Source organism: Luteimonas sp. RC10, assembly GCF_014192745.1.
In the GTDB taxonomy this organism is placed as follows: domain Bacteria; phylum Pseudomonadota; class Gammaproteobacteria; order Xanthomonadales; family Xanthomonadaceae; genus Luteimonas.
In genome coordinates, this window is record NZ_JACHYJ010000008.1 from 68,388 (window position 1) to 85,146 (window position 16,759).

The following is a 16,759-nucleotide window of genomic DNA, read 5'->3' on the forward strand; positions in this document are numbered from 1 at the left end:
GGCAGGCCAGGCCCCACGCGCAACCGAGTCATCTGCCATGTCCCCACCGCTTCGTGAAGTCGCCGTCGCCGGCGAACGCCCCTACACCATCCACATCGGCCCGGCGCTGCTCGACGACGGCGCGCTGCTCGTCCGGCACGTGCGCGGCGGCGAGGCGATGCTGGTCAGCGATCGCCACGTCGCCCCGCTCTACGCCGACCGGGTCGCCGCCGCACTGCAGGCCGCCCGGCCCGACCTGCGCGTGCATCGTCACGTGTTGCCGGCCGGCGAGTCGGCCAAGACCCTGGCCCATTTCACCCAGGTCGTCGATGCGATGGCGCAGGCGCGGCTGCGCCGCGATGCGACGCTGTTCGCCCTGGGCGGCGGCGTGATCGGCGACCTGGCCGGCTTCGCCGCCGCGTGCTGGATGCGCGGCATCGACTGCGTGCAACTGCCGACCACGCTGCTGGCCATGGTCGATTCATCGGTGGGCGGCAAGACCGCGGTCGACCTGCCGCAGGGCAAGAACCTGGTCGGTGCCTTCCATCCGCCGCGCGCGGTCATCGCCCATACCGCGGCGCTGCGCACCCTGCCCGGGCGCGAACTGCGCGCAGGGCTCGCCGAAGTGGTCAAGTACGGCGCGATCGCCGATGCGCCGTTCCTCGATTGGCTCGATGCGCAGGCACCGGCGCTGCTGGCGATGGACGAGGCCGCGCTGGCCGAGGCGGTCGCGCGCAGTTGCGCGCACAAGGCTGCGATCGTCGCACGCGATCCGTTCGAGCACGGCGAGCGCGCCCTACTCAACTTCGGCCACACCTTCGGCCACGCCATCGAGACCGAGCAGGGCTACGGCGGACTCAACCACGGCGAGGCGGTCGCGGTCGGCATGGTGCTCGCCGCGCGGCTGTCGGAAGCGCTGGGCTTGGCGCCGGCCGACGACACCGCACGCCTGATCGCGCTGCTGTCACGGCTGCAGCTGCCGGTCGCGCTGCCGGCAGGCCTCGACCCCGAACGCCTGCTGGCGCATATGCGGCTCGACAAGAAGGCCCAGGCCGGCGGCCTGCGCTTCATCGTCTGGTCCGGCGCCGGTCGCGCGCAGGTGCTGGCCGACGTGCCCGAGAGCGCGGTGATCGGCGTGCTGCGCACCGGCTGAACGCCGCTGCGACATCGCGTCTCCCCGGCGACGGGCCCGCGCCTTGCCTGCGCCCCGTACAATGGCGCCCATGCGACTGCTGCTGCAACAACCGGCCCAGGGCCACGAGGCCGCGCGTTTCGTCCAGCTGATGCTGCAGCCCGACCTGCTCGGCGGCTGGACGCTCGTGCGCGAATCGGGGCAGATCGGCGGGCGCAGCCAGTTGCGCAGCCAGCAGTACGCCGACGAACCCAGTGCGCTGGGCGCGCTCGAACGCGCGCGCGACACCCAGCTGCGGCGCGGTTTCCACCTGGTCGGCACGCACGCAGCAATGATGCCGTCCGCCCCCTGATGCCCGCGCGGCGCATGCCGACGCACCGAGTAAGGAAGACCCCCTTGTCCGCACCTCTGAAGAACGATCGCTTCCTGCGCGCCCTGCGCCGCGAGCCCGTGGACCGCACGCCGGTCTGGCTGATGCGCCAGGCCGGGCGCTACCTGCCCGAGTACCGCGAGACCCGTCGTCAGGCCGGCAGCTTCCTGGGCATGGCCAAGCAGCCGGAGATCGCCTGCGAGGTCACGCTGCAGCCGCTGCGTCGCTTTCCGCTCGACGCGGCGATCCTGTTCTCCGACATCCTGACCATCCCCGATGCGATGGGCCTGGAGCTGTACTTCGTCGAAGGAGAAGGCCCCAAGTTCCGCCACCCGGTGCGCGACGCGGCGGCGATCGCCCGGCTCGGCGTGCCGGACATGGAGACCGAGCTGCGCTACGTGATGGACGCAGTGCGGCTGATCCGCCGCGAGCTCGACGGCGCGGTGCCGCTGATCGGCTTCTCGGGCAGCCCGTGGACACTGGCCTGCTACATGGTCGAAGGCGGCGGCAGCAAGGACTTTGCGCGCATCAAGGCCATGGCGCTCAACGACCCCCAGGCGCTGCACGCACTGCTGTCGGTCAACACCGACGCGGTGATCGCCTACCTGGCCGCACAACGCGCGGCCGGCGCGCAGGCGCTGCAGGTGTTCGACACCTGGGGCGGCGTGCTGAGCCCGGCGATGTACCGCGAGTTCTCGCTGCCATACCTGACGCGCATCGCCAAGGAACTCGAGCGCGGCGACGGCGCCGACCGCGCGCCGCTGATCCTGTTCGGCAAGGGCACCGCCGCCTACCTCGACGACCTCGCACAGACCGGCGCCGACGGCGTCGGCGTGGACTGGCTGATCGAGCTCGGCGATGCCGCGCGCCGCACCGGCGGCCGCGTCGCCCTGCAGGGCAACCTCGACCCGGCGACGCTGTACGGCGCGCCCGAGGCGATCCGCCGCGAAGTGCGGCGGGCACTCGACAGCTACGCGGCCGGCAACCAGGGCTCGCGCGACGGCCACGTGTTCAACCTCGGCCACGGCATGTCGCCGGACATGAATCCCGACCACGTCGCGGTGCTCGTCGACGAGGTGCACGCCTACAGCGCGCGCTGACGGTCAAGTCACCGGCAAGGCCACCACGGCGCCCGGCGCGCAGGGGTACAGACGCATGCCCGGCGACGGTGCGATCGGCAGGCCACCGGCGAACGCGGTGAACGCCGGCAGCAGGCCGGCATCGCGCGCGAATACGAAGGCCGGCAAGCGCGGCAGGCCCGGCAGGCGCACCACCGGATGCAGATGCCCGCCGAGCCGATAGCCCGCGACGTCGACGGCGACCGCATCGTTGACGTCGTGCACGAACACGAACGGCGGCGCGTGCAACAGCGCACCGTGCAGGTGCAGGCCGAGCGTGCGCGCCAGCTCGGGCGCGGCGCGCAGGGCGCGATCGTGGTTGCCGCCGACCAGTTCGACCGACAGCGTCGGATGGCGGGCCCGCCATGCCTGCCAGGCTGCACGCCACGGTGCATCGCGCGCACCGGCGTGCAGCAGGTCACCGAGCACCAGCAAGCGCGTCGCGCCGCTGGCTTTGATCAGGCCATCGAGCCGTCCGAGATCGTGCTCGGTGCCGCCACGCGGCAGCGCGATGCCGGCCTCGCGGAAGTGCTGCGCCTTGCCCAGATGCACATCGGCCACGACCAGCGCGCGCTGCCGCGGCCACAGCAGTGCACGCTCTGCGAACAACTGCAGCGGCTCGCCGGCAATCTCGATCTCCAACGCGCCGTCAGCCACGGTTGCGCCGCTCAAGTTGCGCCGCCGCGCGCTGCACGCGCGTGCGCCAGTCCTCGGTGCTGAGCTGGCCGCGCATCGACTCGGCCCACAGCGGGAACGACAGCGGGGTGAACGTGCGCAACGGGTGCAGGTCGAGCGTGCGGGCGCTGCAGTCCTCCAGCGTAGTGCGCAGTTGCACCACGTCCAGTTGCGCGGCAAACACCTCGCGCTCGGCCAGCGCCAGCAGCATGTGATCGGGATCGTGCCGGCGCAGCACATCGAACAGCAGGCCGCTGGAGGCCTGCAGCTGGCGCATCGAACGTGGCGCGCGCCCGGGCAGCGACGGCGGCAGCAGACCGGCAACGCGGGCGATGTCGCGGAACTGGCGGCGGGCGAGCTCGGCCAGGTTCAGGCTCTCGCGCAGGTCGTCGATCAAGGCCTCGGGCGAAAGCATCGTTTCGACATCGAGCGCATCAAGCTCCACCTCCTGCGCGGGCGAGAGCACGAAGCCGTAATCGTTGGCGGCGAACGAGAAGCTGTTGGCGCGCAGGCGGCCCCAGCGCAGCGCGAGCAGCGCGGCCAGGCCCTCATGCACCTGACGCCCGGCGAACGGAAACACGAACAGGTGGCGCGCACCGCGCGCGCGGATCCACTCCACCAGCAGGCGGCCCGGCGCCGGCAGCGCCGACAGCCGCTGTTGCAGATCGAGCAGCCGCCCGATCGCACGCAGCTCCGGTGCATCGCGCGGGCCGGCGAACAGGCGCTCGACCTCGTGCGCCAGCGTGCCCGACAGCGACATCCGGCCGCCCTGCCATTTGGGCACCGTGCCGCTGCCGGCCTTGGCGACGCGCACGTACGCGGTCATGTCTTCCAGCCGCACCAGTTCCAGCGTGCGGCCGGCGAACTGGAACCGGTCGCGTGGCCGCAAGCGACCGACGAAACTTTCCTCGACCGAGCCCAGGCCGCCGCCGCGCAGCAGCTTCACGCGCACCGCGCCATCGCTGGCGATCGTGCCGATCGACAGGCGATGACGCAGCGCGATGCGTCGGTCCTCGACCCGATAGACCCCGTCATCGCCGCGCACCACGCGGCGGAAATCGGGGTAATGCGCCAACGCCGCGCCGCCCTGGACGATGAAATCGAGCACCGCGCGCCAGGCGAGCGGGTCGAGCGCGCGGAACGCATGGGTGCCGCGGACCTCGTCGTAGAGCGCATCGGCTTCGAAGCCGCCGCCCAGCGCCAGCGTCACGCAGTGCTGCGCCAGCACGTCGAGGCTGAGCACTGGCGGCGGACGCGATTCGATCGTGCCGGCGGCGACCGCGGCGCGGGCCGCGGCGTACTCGACCAGTTCCAGGGCATGCGTCGGCACACAGACCACGTGCCCGGCCTCGCCCGGGCGGTGGCGCGCGCGCCCGGCGCGCTGCAGCAGCCGCGATACGCCTTTCGGGCTGCCGATCTGCAGTACCTGGTCGACGGCGGGAAAGTCGACGCCCAGATCCAGGCTGGAGGTGGCGACCACGCAGCGCACGCTGCCGGCGCGCAGCCCCTGTTCGGCGGCAGCCCGCAGTTTTGGATCGAGCGAACCGTGATGCAGCGCCAGGGTTTCGGGCGCCTCCGGCCACACCGCCGACAGCGCGCGATGCCACAGTTCGGCCTGCGAGCGGGTGTTGGCGAACAACAGGCTGGTACGTTCGGCCATCAGCCGCTCGAGCACGCGCGGCAACTGCGCCAGGCCCAGATGGCCGGCCCACGGAAAGCGCTCGTCCTCGCCGGGCAGCAGCGTGTCGAGCGTGAAACGCTTGGGCGCCACGCCCGCGACCACCTGCGCCTGCGGACAATGCGGCAGCAGCGCATCGCGCGCCTGCTCCAGATTGCCGAGCGTCGCCGAGACGCCCCAGATGCGCAGCGCCGGCGCAAGCCGGCGCAACCGCGCCAGCGCCAGTTGCAGCAGCACGCCGCGCTTGTTGCCGAGCAGTTCGTGCCATTCGTCGACGACCACGCAACGCACCGAGGCGAGCAAGGGCGCGGTGTCGGCATAGGACAGCAGCAGCGACAGCGATTCGGGCGTGGTGACCAGCACCTCGGCCTGGCCGCTGCGCGCCAGCCGCCGATCGCGCGCACTGGCATCACCGGTGCGCATCGCGACCGTCCAGTCCAGGCCCAGCGCCTCGATCGGCGCGCGCAATGCGCGCACCGTGTCGACCGCGAGCGCGCGCAGCGGGGTGATCCACAGCACCTGAAACCTGCGCCCGGCGTCCTTGCCGCGCCCGGCCGGCTTCACCGACGCTGCATGGCGACTGGCCGCCGCGCGCGGGCGCGCAGCCAGTGCCTCGAGCAAGGGCCCGCCGAAGGCGGCCAGTGTCTTGCCGCTGCCGGTCGGGGTCTGCAGCAGGCCCGACTCGCCGGCCAGATAGCGGCGCCAGACCTCGCGCTGGAACGGCGCCGGCCGCCAGCCCTGGGCGGCGAACCAGGCGCGCAGCGGCGCATCGGGGCCGCGAAGACCAGTCATCGCCACCGGCCGGGCCACGGCCCTGCGCACCGCTGATGGCCGCAATCGCCGGACGCCGTCGTCACCGTGCGAGTGCCCGCAAGGTTTCGAGCCGATCGGCTTCGGCGATCGGCTTGTCGCGGCGCCAGCGCAGGATGCGCGGAAAGCGCACGGCGATGCCGGACTTGTGCCGGCTCGAGCGGTTGACCGCTTCGAAACCGAGTTCGAACACATGGTGCGCGGTGACCGAACGCACCGGCCCGAAGCGCTCGAGGGTGTGTGCGCGGATCCACTTGTCGAGCGCGAGGATTTCGCGGTCGTCGAGCCCCGAATAGGCCTTGGCGACCGGCACCAGGGTGTCGCCATCCCACAGTGCGAAGGTGTAGTCGGTATAGAGCGTGCTGCGCCGGCCGTGGCCGGCCTGCGCGTAGATCAGCACTGCATCGATGGTCAGCGGATCGATCTTCCACTTCCACCAGTCGCCGCGGCGCCGGCCGGCCTGATAGCGGGCATCGGCGCGCTTGAGCATCAAGCCCTCGACGCCGCGCGCGCGGGCATCGGCGCGCAGGGCGGCGGCCTGTGCCCAGTTGGCCGCATCCACCCGCGGCGAGATCACGATGCGCGGATCGTCATGCTGGGCGACCAATGTCTCGAGCATCGCCCGGCGCTCGGCCTGCGGCCGGTTGCGCCAGTCCTCGCCGTCGAGCTCGAGCAGGTCGTAGACCTGCACGCGCACCGGCGTGTCGGCGAGTGTCTTGGGTCCGGGCTTGCGGCGCTGGATCCGGGTCTGCAGCGCGGTGAACGGCATCGGCGCGGATTCGCCCGGCCGCCAGGCCAGCAGCTCGCCGTCGAACACACAGTCGCGCGGCAGCGTCAGCGCTGCGGCTTCGATCTCGGGAAAGCGCCCGTCGAGACGTTCCTCGCCGCGCGACCACAGCGCGATGTCGGCGCCGCGGCGGATCAGTTGCAGGCGGATGCCGTCCCACTTCCATTCCAGCAGCCAGTCGTCGATCGGACCGAGTGCACGCGCGACCGCGTCGGGATCGTTGGCCAGCACCGGCGCCGCCGCATCCGCATCGGGGGCCGCGTCGGCGTCGGTGTCCGTCCCCTCGCTCGCCGTGTCGGGCCGCAGCGCCTGCTCCAAGGGCGAGGCGAGGAAGAACGGATACGGCTGACGCCGGTCGCTGGGCAATTCGTCAGGCGAGAGCAGGTCACGCAGGAACTGCGCGCTCGGCGTCCAACTGCCGAGCATGCGTTGGGCGATACGCGCGATGTCCAGCCCGCTCATCTCCGCCAGTGCCTGCTGCACCAGCCGCTGCGAGACGCCCACGCGCAGCGCGCCGGTCAGCAGCTTGTTGAACACCAGCCGCTCGTCGAAACACAGCGACGCCCAGGCCTCGACCACCAACGCGCGCCGGACCGCCGGGTCGCGATTGGCGACCGGGACCAGCCGCCGCTCGATCCATTCGGCCAGCGAGATGTCATCGGCCGGCGCGACGGGATCGTCGAGCAGCAGCGCCAAGGTTTCGGCCAGGTCGCCCACCTGGTCGTAGCTGTCGTCGACCAGCCAGTCGGGCAAGCTTGCGGCCTGGCCGATCCATTCGCGCAGTTCGCGGGTATTGGCGATGCGTCGCCCGGCCCCGGCGACCTTGCCGCCGGCCAGCAGGAACAGCGCCCAGGCGGCATCGTGCGGCGGCGCCTCGCGGAAGTAGGCGACCAGCGCCGCGCGCTTGTCGAGCGTGGCGGTGCTGCGATCGAGCTCCCGGTACAGCCGGGCGAAGCGCCTCATGCGCAGGCCCTCCGGCGCCGGACGCTCATTCCTCGTCTCCGAAATCGGTGCGGAAGGCTTCGGCCGCGATGCCGTCCTCGCGCAGCGCGCGGATGATCGCATCGGTGTTGCCGTGGGTCGCGATCACCCGCGTGGCGCCGGTCTCGCGGACGGTCCGCATCAGATCGGGCCAGTCGGCGTGGTCGGACACCACGAAGCCGCGATCGTAGTTGCGACGGCGCCGGTTGCCGCGGATGCGCATCCAGCCCGATGCGAAACCCTGCTGCGCACGGCGGAACCGGCGCATCCATGCACTGCCGGCCGCCGATGGCGGCGCGATGACCAACCGGCCGGCGACATCGGCACTGCGATCGGTCTCGGCGACCGGCAGCGTGTCGAGCATCGCGATGCCGGCCCGCCGATAGACCTCGACGCCGGCGGCGACCGCGCCGTGCAGCAGCGCAGGCCGGTCGGTGTGCGCCGCCAGTTCGGCCAGCACGCGCTGGGCCTTGCCCAGCGCATAACAGAACAGCACCGCCGCCTCACCGCGTGTCTCGCATTGCGCGCGCCAGGCTTCGATTTCGCCTGCAACCTGCGCGGTGTCGGGCCAGCGGTAGACCGGCAGGCCGAACGTGGCCTCGGTGATGAAGGTGTCGCAGCGCACGACCTCGAACGGCGCGCAGGTCGGATCGTGTTGGCGCTTGTAGTCGCCCGACGCGACCCAGACCTCGCCGTCGACCTCCACCCGCACCTGGGCCGAACCCAGCACATGGCCGGCCGGATGCAGCGACACCGTCGCCGCGCCCATCTGGAACGGCGCGCCGTAATCGTGTGCGACATAGATCTGCTCGCCCAGCCGCCACTCGAGGATCGGCAGCCCGGCGCGCGTGGTGTGGTAGGCGCCCATGCCGGTGCGCGCATGGTCGCCGTGGCCGTGAGTGATCACCGCCCGAGGCACCGGACGCCACGGATCGATATGGAAATCGCCGGCCGGGCAGTACAGGCCCTCGGGGCGCAACTGGATGAGGTCGTCACGCCGCCGTTTCGGCATGCGGGCGGTGGAAGACGGGCGGGAGGCGGCCATGGCGGCAGTCTGGCGACGCCGCCGTGCAGGCGGTGCCAAGCCGCCGTTCAGTCCTCGCGGTGGTCCAGGCCGCCGCCTTCGTGGACCGGCCGCCAGCTCTGGGCCAGGACGTCGGCCAGCATCTCGCCGGTCAGCGGCTTGCGCAGGAAGCCGTCGAAACCGGCCGCGCGCGCCGCCGGCTCGGCCTCGGCATCGGCGCGCGCGGTGACCGCAACCAGCGGACGGTCGAAGCCTTGCGCGCGCAGCATGCCGGCCAGGGTCAGGCCGTCGATGCCCGGCAGATCCAGATCGAGCAGCGCGATGTCGAACGTCTGGGTCCGCACGTCGGTCAGCGCAGCGAGTCCATGCATCGCATGCGCGACCTGGTGGCCCTGCGCCTCGAGCAGACCCCGGATCACGTCGGCCACGGTCTGGTCGTCCTCGACCAGCAACACCACCAGTCCGACCGCCGCGGTGATGCGCTCGTGCCCCTCGAAGCGCGTGCGCCGTGGCGGGGTGGCAACCTCGGCCAATGGCAGCACGACCGTGAACCGGGTGCCCTCGCCCAGGGTGCTCTCGACATCGATCCGGCCGCCCATCGCCAGCGACAGTTCCTGGCTGATCGCCAGCCCCAGGCCGCTGCCGCCGTAGCGCGCGGCGGTGCGGGCGCCATCGGCCTGCTCGAAACGCCGGAACAGCCGCTGGCATTGCTCGGCGCTGAGCCCCGGGCCGGTGTCGCTGATCTGGAAACACAGGCCTTCGGGCGGACGCGCGATCCGCAGCCCGACCCGGCCATCATCGGTGAACTTGATCGCATTGCCGATCAGGTTCAACAGGATCTGACGCACCCGCACTGCATCGCCGTGCACCCAGGCCGGCACGCCCTCGTCGAAGGCGACATCGAAACCCAGCGCCTTGTGCCGGGCCATCGGCGCGGACAGCGAGACGATGTCCTCGATCAATGCGCGCAGCTCGAACGGCTGCGGATCGAGCTCGAGCTTGCCGGCCTCGATCCGCGCCAGATCCAGCGCGTCGTTGACCAGGCGCATCAGGTGGTCGCCGGCGCGGCGGATGGATTCGGTGTAGCTGCGCTGCCGGGCGTCGAGCGGCGTATCGAGCAGCAGCTCGCTCATGCCCAGCACGCCGGTCATCGGCGTGCGTACCTCATGGCCGAGCGTGGCCAGGAAACGGCTCTTGGCCAGCGATGCCTGCTCGGCAAGTTCGCGCTGGCGCCCGGCCAACTGCAGTTCCGCGCGCCGCCGCACGCGCCGGCGGTAGATCGATGCGCCCCACAGCGCGATCAGCCCCATCATGCAGATCAGCAGCGTGAGTGCCCACCAGGTCTGCCACCACGGCGGCAACACCCGGAACCGCAGTTCCTGCATCGGCGCGGCGTTGCCGTAGGCGTCGCTGGCGCGGATGCGCAGCACGTAGTTGCCGGGCCGCAGGCCCGAGAACACCCGGTCGCCATTGGCGCCCTGGTCGACCCAGCCGGTGTCCAGGCCCTGGAGCCAGGTCCAGTAGTGGTTCGATCCCGGGTCGTCATAGGCCAGCAGCCGGGCCGAGACGCGCAGTTCGCGGTCGTCGGGGAACAGTTCGGGATGGGCGCCTTCGAGCGGTTGCCACAGCCCGTCGCGGCGCACGTCCAGGCCGAGGACGCGCAGCTTCGGCTCCTCGACCCGGCCGGTCTCCTCCGAGGCGGTGTTGATGATGGCCACCGAATCGACTGCGGTCCCGGCAGCGAGCAGGCCGCTGCTGCTCACCGCGATCGAGCGGAACAGCATTTCCTGCGACGACAGGCCGTGTTCGCTGCCATAGCGGCGCATGCGTCGGGCCTGCGGATCCCAGCGGTAGAGACCACGCCGGGTGGAGACCCAGACACGTCCGCGCACATCGACCGCCAGCCCCATCGGCATCACCGACGGCAGCCCCTCTCGCGTGCCGATCCGCTCCTGCCGCGCCCAGGTGCCGTCCTCGCGGCGCCAGCGCTCCAGGCCGTCGCGCCCGGCGGCCCAGACCGTGTCCTCGCCCTGCACGGCGACCGCGTAATAGGGCTGCTCGCCGCTGACGATCACGAACCGGCCAGCATGCGGGTCGAAGTAGCCCAGCCCCGGCACCGAAGCCGCCCAGGCGGTGTTGTCGGGTGCGACGTCGAAGCCGTAGACGCCCTCATGGACCAGGGGATCGTCGCCGGCCTGCCACAGCATGCGGCCGGTGTCGCCATCGCGGTGCTCGACCCCGTAGCCGCCCATGCTGCCGGTCCACAGCGTGCCGTCGGGCGCGGCGCGCACGATGTTGTAGCCCACGCCGTGCGCGACCGACGTGCCCGGCTCGCCTTCCCACTCGCTCAGCGTGCCGTCGCGCCCGTGCCGGAACAGGCCGCCGACATGGCCGATCCACAGCACACCGCTGCGCGTCTCGGCCATGCCGAGGATGCGCTGGTTGGCCAGGCGCGCGCGTGCCTCCCCATCGAGCCGGGAGACCTGCAGCGCCTGGTCCACATGCTCGACGACGCCGGTTTCCGATCCCAGCCACAGCCCGCCGTCGTTGGCCGGCGCGATCGTCGCGTACCCGTGGCCCTGCAGTCCGCGTTCGCCGCGCACCAGCTCGGCCACATGCCGCCAGTCCGAGCGCAGGAAGCCGACGCCCTCGCCCGGCGCCGATGCCCACAGCGCGCCGTCGGACTGCAGGAACATCGCCCGCGCCGGGAACGGCCGCGACGCGTCCCGGCCGACCGGCACCGGGGTCGGGATGCCGTCCTCCGACAACCGCCACAGGCCGCGACGGGTGCCCAGCCAGTAGCCGCCGCGGGGATCGGCGAGCATCGACAGCACGCTGTTGGGCCGGGCGAACATGCCCGACCACGGGCGCCAGTGCCACTGGCCATCGCGCATGCGCACGAACAGCCCGCGCGCGCTCGAGGCCCAGACTTCGTCGCCCATCGCCTGCACATCGGTGACCGTCAGCGGCATGTCGCCGCCGGGCAACAGCTCGCGCCAGACACGGCGGCCGTCGTAGCGGGCCAGACCCGCCATCGTCGCGATCCACAGCATGCCGTCGTTGTCGAACGACAGGCTGACCACGTTGTCGCTGGGCAGCGTGCGCGGGTCGTTGGGATCGTGGCGCAAATGCACGAAACTGCCGTCGGCGCGCAGGCCGTAGACCCCGTCGGTCCCCAGGCCCATCCAGATCTCACCCGGCCGGCTGGCGAAATCCCAGACATCGCCGAGCCGCGCTTCGGGATGCGCGTCAATCCGATAGGGCCGGAAGCCTGCCGAGCGATCGCGGTCCATCACCGCGACACCGCCTTCCTGGGCCGCGACCCAGACGCGGTCCTCGTGGTCGACATGCAGGGCCTGCAGATTGTTGCCGGGAAAGGCATCCGCCGCTTCGGGGTCGTGCTGCCAGACCATGAACCCGGCGCCGTCGTAGCGGGCCAGGCCGTCGGCGGTCGCGATCCAGACGAAGCCGTCGCTGTCCTGGGCGATACCGGTGACATCGGACGTAGGCAGGCCGTCGGCGACGCCGAGCACCCGCAACCGCGGCATCTCCGGCGTCGCGGCCAGGACACCGCAGGCGAACGTCCAGATCAGCGCCAGAGCGGCGACACGCTTCCACATGGGCCCGACATCCCTTTCCCCGCGGCCTTGCCCGCAACGCGCGATGCTCGCAACGCATCGTCCCGGATGCAAGCGCCACCACGGCTGCGCGGCCGTGCGATTCGTGCCTAGAATCCCCGCATGCCGCCCGCGGCGACCGGAACTTGAGACGATGCGACTGCCGCGGCGCCTGTTCGTCCCCTGCCTGCTGCTGGCACTGGCCTGCGCGCCGGTGGCCGCGCGGCCGGCGCAGTACGCGCTCGATCCGGTGCATACCCGGGTGATGCTCGACATCGAACACGCCGGCCTGTCGAAGGCGATCGGCACGGTGTCGGGCAGCCAGGGCACGCTGGTCTTCGATCCCGCGGACTGGTCGAGCGCGCGGGTCGAGGTCTCGGTGCCGCTGGCGCGCGTCGACTTCGGCGACGACCGCTGGAATCGTGCGGTCCGCGCGCGCAATCTGCTCGATACCGAGCGCCATCCCGCCGCCACGTTCGTCTCCAACCGCATCGAGCCGCGCGATGCCACGCACGCGATCGTCCACGGCACGCTGACGCTGCGCGGCGTGTCGCGCGAGGTCGCGCTCGATGCGACGTTCAACGCCGCGCGCCGCCACCCGATGCCGCCGTTCAGGCGCATGGTCGGATTCTCGGCGACCACCCAGCTGTCGCGGGCGGACTTCGGCATCGACGCCTGGCCGTCGATGATCGGCGACACGGTCGGCCTGCGCATCGAACTCGAAGCAGTGCGCGAGCGCGGCACGGGTCGCGACGATGCGGACGATGCCGACGACACGGCGGTGGGCACCGACACACCCGGAGACGAGACACCATGACGCTGAAGAATGTCGAGCGCTGGGGCGCGGTGAGCCAACTGCTGCATTGGACCGTCGTGGTGCTGATCCTGACGGTCGGCATCATCGGCCTGACCATGGGCGACATGCGGCCCAGTCCCACCAAGGTCCAGGTCTACGCCCTGCACAAGTCGCTGGGCCTGACGATTCTCGCGCTCGCGGCGCTGCGGCTGGCCTGGCGGCTGTTCGCCGGCGCGCCGCGCCCGGTGCCCGGCACCCCGCGCTGGCAGGACCGCATCGCCACGCTCACGCACTGGCTGCTGTATGCACTGCTGCTGGCAATCCCGCTCAGCGGCTGGACCTTCAATTCGGCCGCCGGCTACCCGCTGCAGTGGTTTGGCCTGTTCAATCTGCCGGCGCTGGTCGCACGTAACCCGGATCTGCGCGGCCTGGCCAACCAGGCGCACGAGTGGCTGTTCTGGACGCTGGTGGCGTTGGCGCTGCTGCATGCCGCCGCCGCGCTGTACCACCACCTGTTCCTGCGCGATGCCACGCTGGCACGGATGCTGCCACGCGGCTGGTTGCGCGCCGCTTCCCCGCCCTCACTCCAGGACTGATCGATGCCCCACGCTCCCCGCTTCCTGCTCGCGGCCGCGCTCGCCGTCGCGATGCCGCTCTCCGCCTCCGCTGCCGATTACGTGCAGGCCGCCGGCTCGTCGCTGGCGTTCGCCGGCAAGTACCAGGGCGAGGTGTTCACCGGCACGTTTCCCGACTTCCGCACCACGCTCGCGTTCGACCCGGCCGACCTGAGCAGCGCCAAGCTGGAAGTGGCGATCCCGATCGCCACCGCGACCACCCGCAACGACGACTACGACAGCGAGATGCGCGGCGCGTCGTTCTTCGACGCCGGCCGCTTTGCCCAGGCCACCTATACCGCGACCCGGTTCCGCGACCTCGGCAATGGCCGCTACGCCGCCGACGGCGAGCTCGCGCTGCGCGGCGTGCGCAAGCCGGTCACGCTGACCTTCACCTGGACCCCGGGCACGCGTCCGCTGCTGTCGGGCAGGGCGACCGTGCGTCGCCTGGATTTCGGCGTCGGCGGCGGCGAATGGGCCGACACCGGCACGATCCCCGACGAGATCGCGGTCGCCACGCGGGTGTATCTCAAGCCTGCGAACTGACGCCGCTGTCGGCGGGTCAGGCCAGCAGCCGTCGCACCGCGTCGGCGTCGAACGGCCAGTCCAGTTCGACGTCGCGTCCGGCATCGCGCAGCACCGGCACACGGCTGCCGTAGCGCGCCTCGAGCGCAGCGTCGTCATCAATGAAGACACTGTCGAACGCAGGCGCGCGCGCCTGCGCCAGCACCTCGAGCGCGAGGTCGCACAGATGGCAGTCGTCGCGCTGGTACAGGATCAGGGTCTGGGGCGTCATGCGGCGTCGCGTCAGGCATGGAACGGGGAGCGGGCCGTAGAATAGCGCGATGGCAGTCAGCACCTTCGACCTCTACAAGATCGGCATCGGGCCGAGTTCCTCGCATACCGTCGGGCCGATGCGCGCCGGTGCCCGCTTCGTCGCGCGCTGGCTCACCGAGCCCGGCCGCCTGCACGAGGTCGTCCGCGTCCGCGCGGAGGTCTTCGGTTCGCTGGCGCTGACCGGCCGCGGCCACGGCACCGACAAGGCGCTGATGATGGGCCTGGAAGGACACATGCCCAACCGCATCGACCCGGACATCATTCCCGATGCGCTGGCGCGCATCCGCGGCGGACGCCGGCTGCGGCTGGGCGGCACCCACGAGATCGACTTCGACGAGAAGCGCGACCTGGTGATGAACAAGCGCCAGAAGCTGCCGTTCCACACCAACGGCATGCGCTTCACCGCCTACGGCGCCGACGATGCGGTGATCGCCACGCGCGACTACTACTCGGTCGGCGGCGGCTTCGTCGTCAACCAGGACGAGGCGGCCGAGGACCGCATCGTCGCCGACACCACCCAGGTGCCCTACCCCTTCGCCAGCGGCGACGAGCTGATCCGCCAGGCGCAGGACAGCGGGCTGGGCATCGCCCGGCTGATGCTGGAGAACGAAAAGGTCTGGCGCAGCGAGGCCGAGATCCTCGACGGGCTGCGCGAACTGTGGGCGGCGATGCAGTCGTGCGTCGCGCGCGGCATCCGCGAGGGCGGCACCCTGCCAGGGGGGCTGCACGTCACCCGCCGCGCGCCGGCGCTGCATGCCGAACTCGCCGCCAAGCCCGAAGCGGCGATGCGCGACCCGCTGACCGTGCTCGACTGGGTCAATCTCTATGCGCTCGCGGTCAACGAGGAGAATGCGGCAGGCGGGCGCGTGGTCACCGCGCCGACCAACGGCGCGGCCGGCATTCTGCCGGCGGTGCTGCACTACTACGACCGGTTCATTCCCAACGCCAACGAGCAGGGCGTGTTCGACTTCCTGCTGACCGCAGCGGCCGTGGGCATCCTCTACAAGGAGAACGCCTCGATCTCCGGCGCCGAGGTCGGCTGCCAGGGCGAGGTCGGCGTGGCCTGCTCGATGGCGGCCGCCGGCCTGACCGCCGCGCTCGGCGGCACTCCGAGCCAGATCGAGAACGCCGCCGAGATCGGCATGGAGCACAACCTGGGCCTGACCTGCGATCCGATTGGCGGCCTGGTGCAGATTCCGTGCATCGAGCGCAACGCGATGGGCGCGGTCAAGGCGATCAACGCCTCGCGCATGGCCTTCCGCGGCGACGGCAAGCACAAGGTCAGTCTCGACAAGGTCATCCGCACGATGCGCGAGACCGGCCGCGACATGCGCGACAAGTACAAGGAAACCTCGCGCGGCGGCCTGGCGGTGAACGTTATCGAGTGCTGAGCCGCCTGCGCGGCGCCTCGCCTACCGCAAACGGAAACGGAAACGGCGCGCCGCGTTCGCGGCACGCCGTTTTGGGGACACACGTCAAATCAGGCGCGGATCGACAGCGTCAGGCTGAACTGCCACGGCACCGGCTGGGCGGTCGGCTCGGGATCGCGGTTGGGATTGTCGCTGCCCAGAGACAGCCCGCCGTTGAAACCGATCGACATCAGGCCGGTGAAGAACGAGAAGATCTCGGCGAAGTGGGCCAGGAAGTCCGGGCCGCCGTTCTTCAGCTCGTCGGTGGCATTGATGAAGGCCTGGTCGACATTCTGGATGTTGCCGTTCTGGTCGACGGCGATGAAGCCACTGCCGTTCTCGTTCTCCAGCAGCACATTGCCGTCGCGCACCGCGGCATCGAGCAGACGGCCGCCGCCGGCGAATTCCTGGAACGCCAGGTCGCCATAGGTGTTGCTGTCGACACCGGAGATCTGCACGCCGTAGTCGCCATCGGTGATCGTCACGACCGAGGCCACCGTCGCGCCATTGCCGCCCTGCTCCCACGGCGTGGTCTCGATGGTGACCTTGGTCCCGTCGTCGAGCAGGAACGTGGTCTGGCCCCAGAAGTCGAAGGCGTGCTTGCCGTCGATCTCGACGTGGGGATCGCCCCAGATGCGGTAGTTCTCGCCGGTGTTCTTGTTGAACACCACCACCTCGTCGTTGTCGCCGGCGGTGATGCGGTAGTTGTCGTTCTCGAACTGCACCCGCCCGTCGGATGTGCGCTGAGTGCTGGCCGAGCTCTGCACCGACGGCAGTTGGCCGCTGACGCTCAGCGAGACGGACATGCTCAAGGAAGATGTGTTGGACATGATGGAAGACCCCCGTGATCGACATGGAAACTGAATGACGCCATTTCAGCGCGCCGTTCAGCTTCCTGCCATCGGGGTGCACCCCATCTAGGGTTCGCCCCA

General features: G+C 71.0%; 14 protein-coding genes. 7 read left to right on the top strand and 7 right to left on the bottom strand.

The window, feature by feature from the left end:
- Positions 1 to 37 precede the first annotated feature (37 nt).
- From aroB to hemE, 3 genes are all read left to right on the top strand, one after another.
- The gene (aroB, locus tag FHW73_RS14320; RefSeq protein WP_183427435.1) at positions 38 to 1,132 is read left to right on the top strand and encodes a 3-dehydroquinate synthase; all 1,095 of its coding nucleotides are present in this window, start codon (positions 38 to 40) and stop codon (positions 1,130 to 1,132) included.
- Positions 1,133 to 1,202: 70 nt separating this feature from the next.
- Complete coding sequence (locus tag FHW73_RS14325; protein WP_183427436.1) at positions 1,203 to 1,463, top strand: WGR domain-containing protein; 261 nt, start codon at positions 1,203 to 1,205, stop codon at positions 1,461 to 1,463.
- A gap of 14 nt (positions 1,464 to 1,477) precedes the next feature.
- The gene (hemE, locus tag FHW73_RS14330) at positions 1,478 to 2,581 is read left to right on the top strand and encodes a uroporphyrinogen decarboxylase (protein ID WP_183427437.1); all 1,104 of its coding nucleotides are present in this window, start codon (positions 1,478 to 1,480) and stop codon (positions 2,579 to 2,581) included.
- 3 nt (positions 2,582 to 2,584) lie between these two features.
- Here hemE and pdeM read toward each other — a convergent pair whose 3' ends face one another.
- The 5 genes from pdeM to FHW73_RS14355 all read right to left on the bottom strand — a co-directional run bounded on the left by pdeM (position 2,585) and on the right by FHW73_RS14355 (position 12,174).
- Positions 2,585 to 3,271: a ligase-associated DNA damage response endonuclease PdeM gene (gene pdeM / locus FHW73_RS14335; protein WP_255493013.1), complete on the bottom strand. Its 687-nt coding sequence runs from the start codon at positions 3,269 to 3,271 to the stop codon at positions 2,585 to 2,587.
- Positions 3,249 to 5,744, bottom strand: coding sequence for a ligase-associated DNA damage response DEXH box helicase (locus FHW73_RS14340; RefSeq protein WP_183427438.1), 2,496 nt, complete (start codon positions 5,742 to 5,744; stop codon positions 3,249 to 3,251). The genes pdeM and FHW73_RS14340 overlap by 23 nt, the downstream gene beginning before the upstream one ends.
- A gap of 61 nt (positions 5,745 to 5,805) precedes the next feature.
- A complete protein-coding gene (locus tag FHW73_RS14345; protein ID WP_183427439.1) occupies positions 5,806 to 7,512 on the bottom strand; it encodes a cisplatin damage response ATP-dependent DNA ligase in 1,707 nt (568 codons plus the stop codon).
- 25 nt (positions 7,513 to 7,537) lie between these two features.
- Entirely contained in the window at positions 7,538 to 8,542 is a 1,005-nt protein-coding gene (locus FHW73_RS14350) for a ligase-associated DNA damage response exonuclease (RefSeq protein WP_183427607.1), read from the bottom strand.
- Between the two features lie 80 nt (positions 8,543 to 8,622).
- Entirely contained in the window at positions 8,623 to 12,174 is a 3,552-nt protein-coding gene (locus FHW73_RS14355; RefSeq protein WP_183427440.1) for an ATP-binding protein, read from the bottom strand.
- A gap of 151 nt (positions 12,175 to 12,325) precedes the next feature.
- On the opposite strand from FHW73_RS14355, the gene FHW73_RS14360 reads away from it, so the two are divergent.
- Genes FHW73_RS14360 through FHW73_RS14370 form a run of 3 tightly spaced genes read left to right on the top strand, consistent with a single transcriptional unit; the run spans position 12,326 to position 14,127 of the window.
- Positions 12,326 to 12,988: a YceI family protein gene (locus tag FHW73_RS14360; protein WP_183427441.1), complete on the top strand. Its 663-nt coding sequence runs from the start codon at positions 12,326 to 12,328 to the stop codon at positions 12,986 to 12,988.
- Positions 12,985 to 13,563 (top strand): cytochrome b, encoded by a 579-nt coding sequence (locus FHW73_RS14365; protein ID WP_183427442.1) that lies wholly within the window; start codon positions 12,985 to 12,987, stop codon positions 13,561 to 13,563. The genes FHW73_RS14360 and FHW73_RS14365 overlap by 4 nt, the downstream gene beginning before the upstream one ends.
- Positions 13,564 to 13,614: 51 nt before the next feature.
- Positions 13,615 to 14,127: a YceI family protein gene (locus tag FHW73_RS14370; RefSeq protein WP_255493030.1), complete on the top strand. Its 513-nt coding sequence runs from the start codon at positions 13,615 to 13,617 to the stop codon at positions 14,125 to 14,127.
- Between the two features lie 16 nt (positions 14,128 to 14,143).
- Here the strand turns inward: FHW73_RS14370 and FHW73_RS14375 are convergent, their stop codons facing one another.
- Entirely contained in the window at positions 14,144 to 14,377 is a 234-nt protein-coding gene (locus tag FHW73_RS14375; RefSeq protein ID WP_183427444.1) for a glutaredoxin family protein, read from the bottom strand.
- Between the two features lie 49 nt (positions 14,378 to 14,426).
- Here FHW73_RS14375 and FHW73_RS14380 point away from each other — a divergent pair, with 49 nt between their 5' ends.
- Complete coding sequence (locus FHW73_RS14380; protein WP_183427445.1) at positions 14,427 to 15,809, top strand: L-serine ammonia-lyase; 1,383 nt, start codon at positions 14,427 to 14,429, stop codon at positions 15,807 to 15,809.
- A gap of 89 nt (positions 15,810 to 15,898) precedes the next feature.
- On the opposite strand, the gene FHW73_RS14385 is transcribed toward FHW73_RS14380, so the two are convergent.
- On the bottom strand, positions 15,899 to 16,633 hold the full coding sequence (locus FHW73_RS14385) for a DUF1521 domain-containing protein (protein ID WP_255493031.1): 735 nt from the start codon (positions 16,631 to 16,633) through the stop codon (positions 15,899 to 15,901).
- Positions 16,634 to 16,759 lie beyond the last annotated feature (126 nt).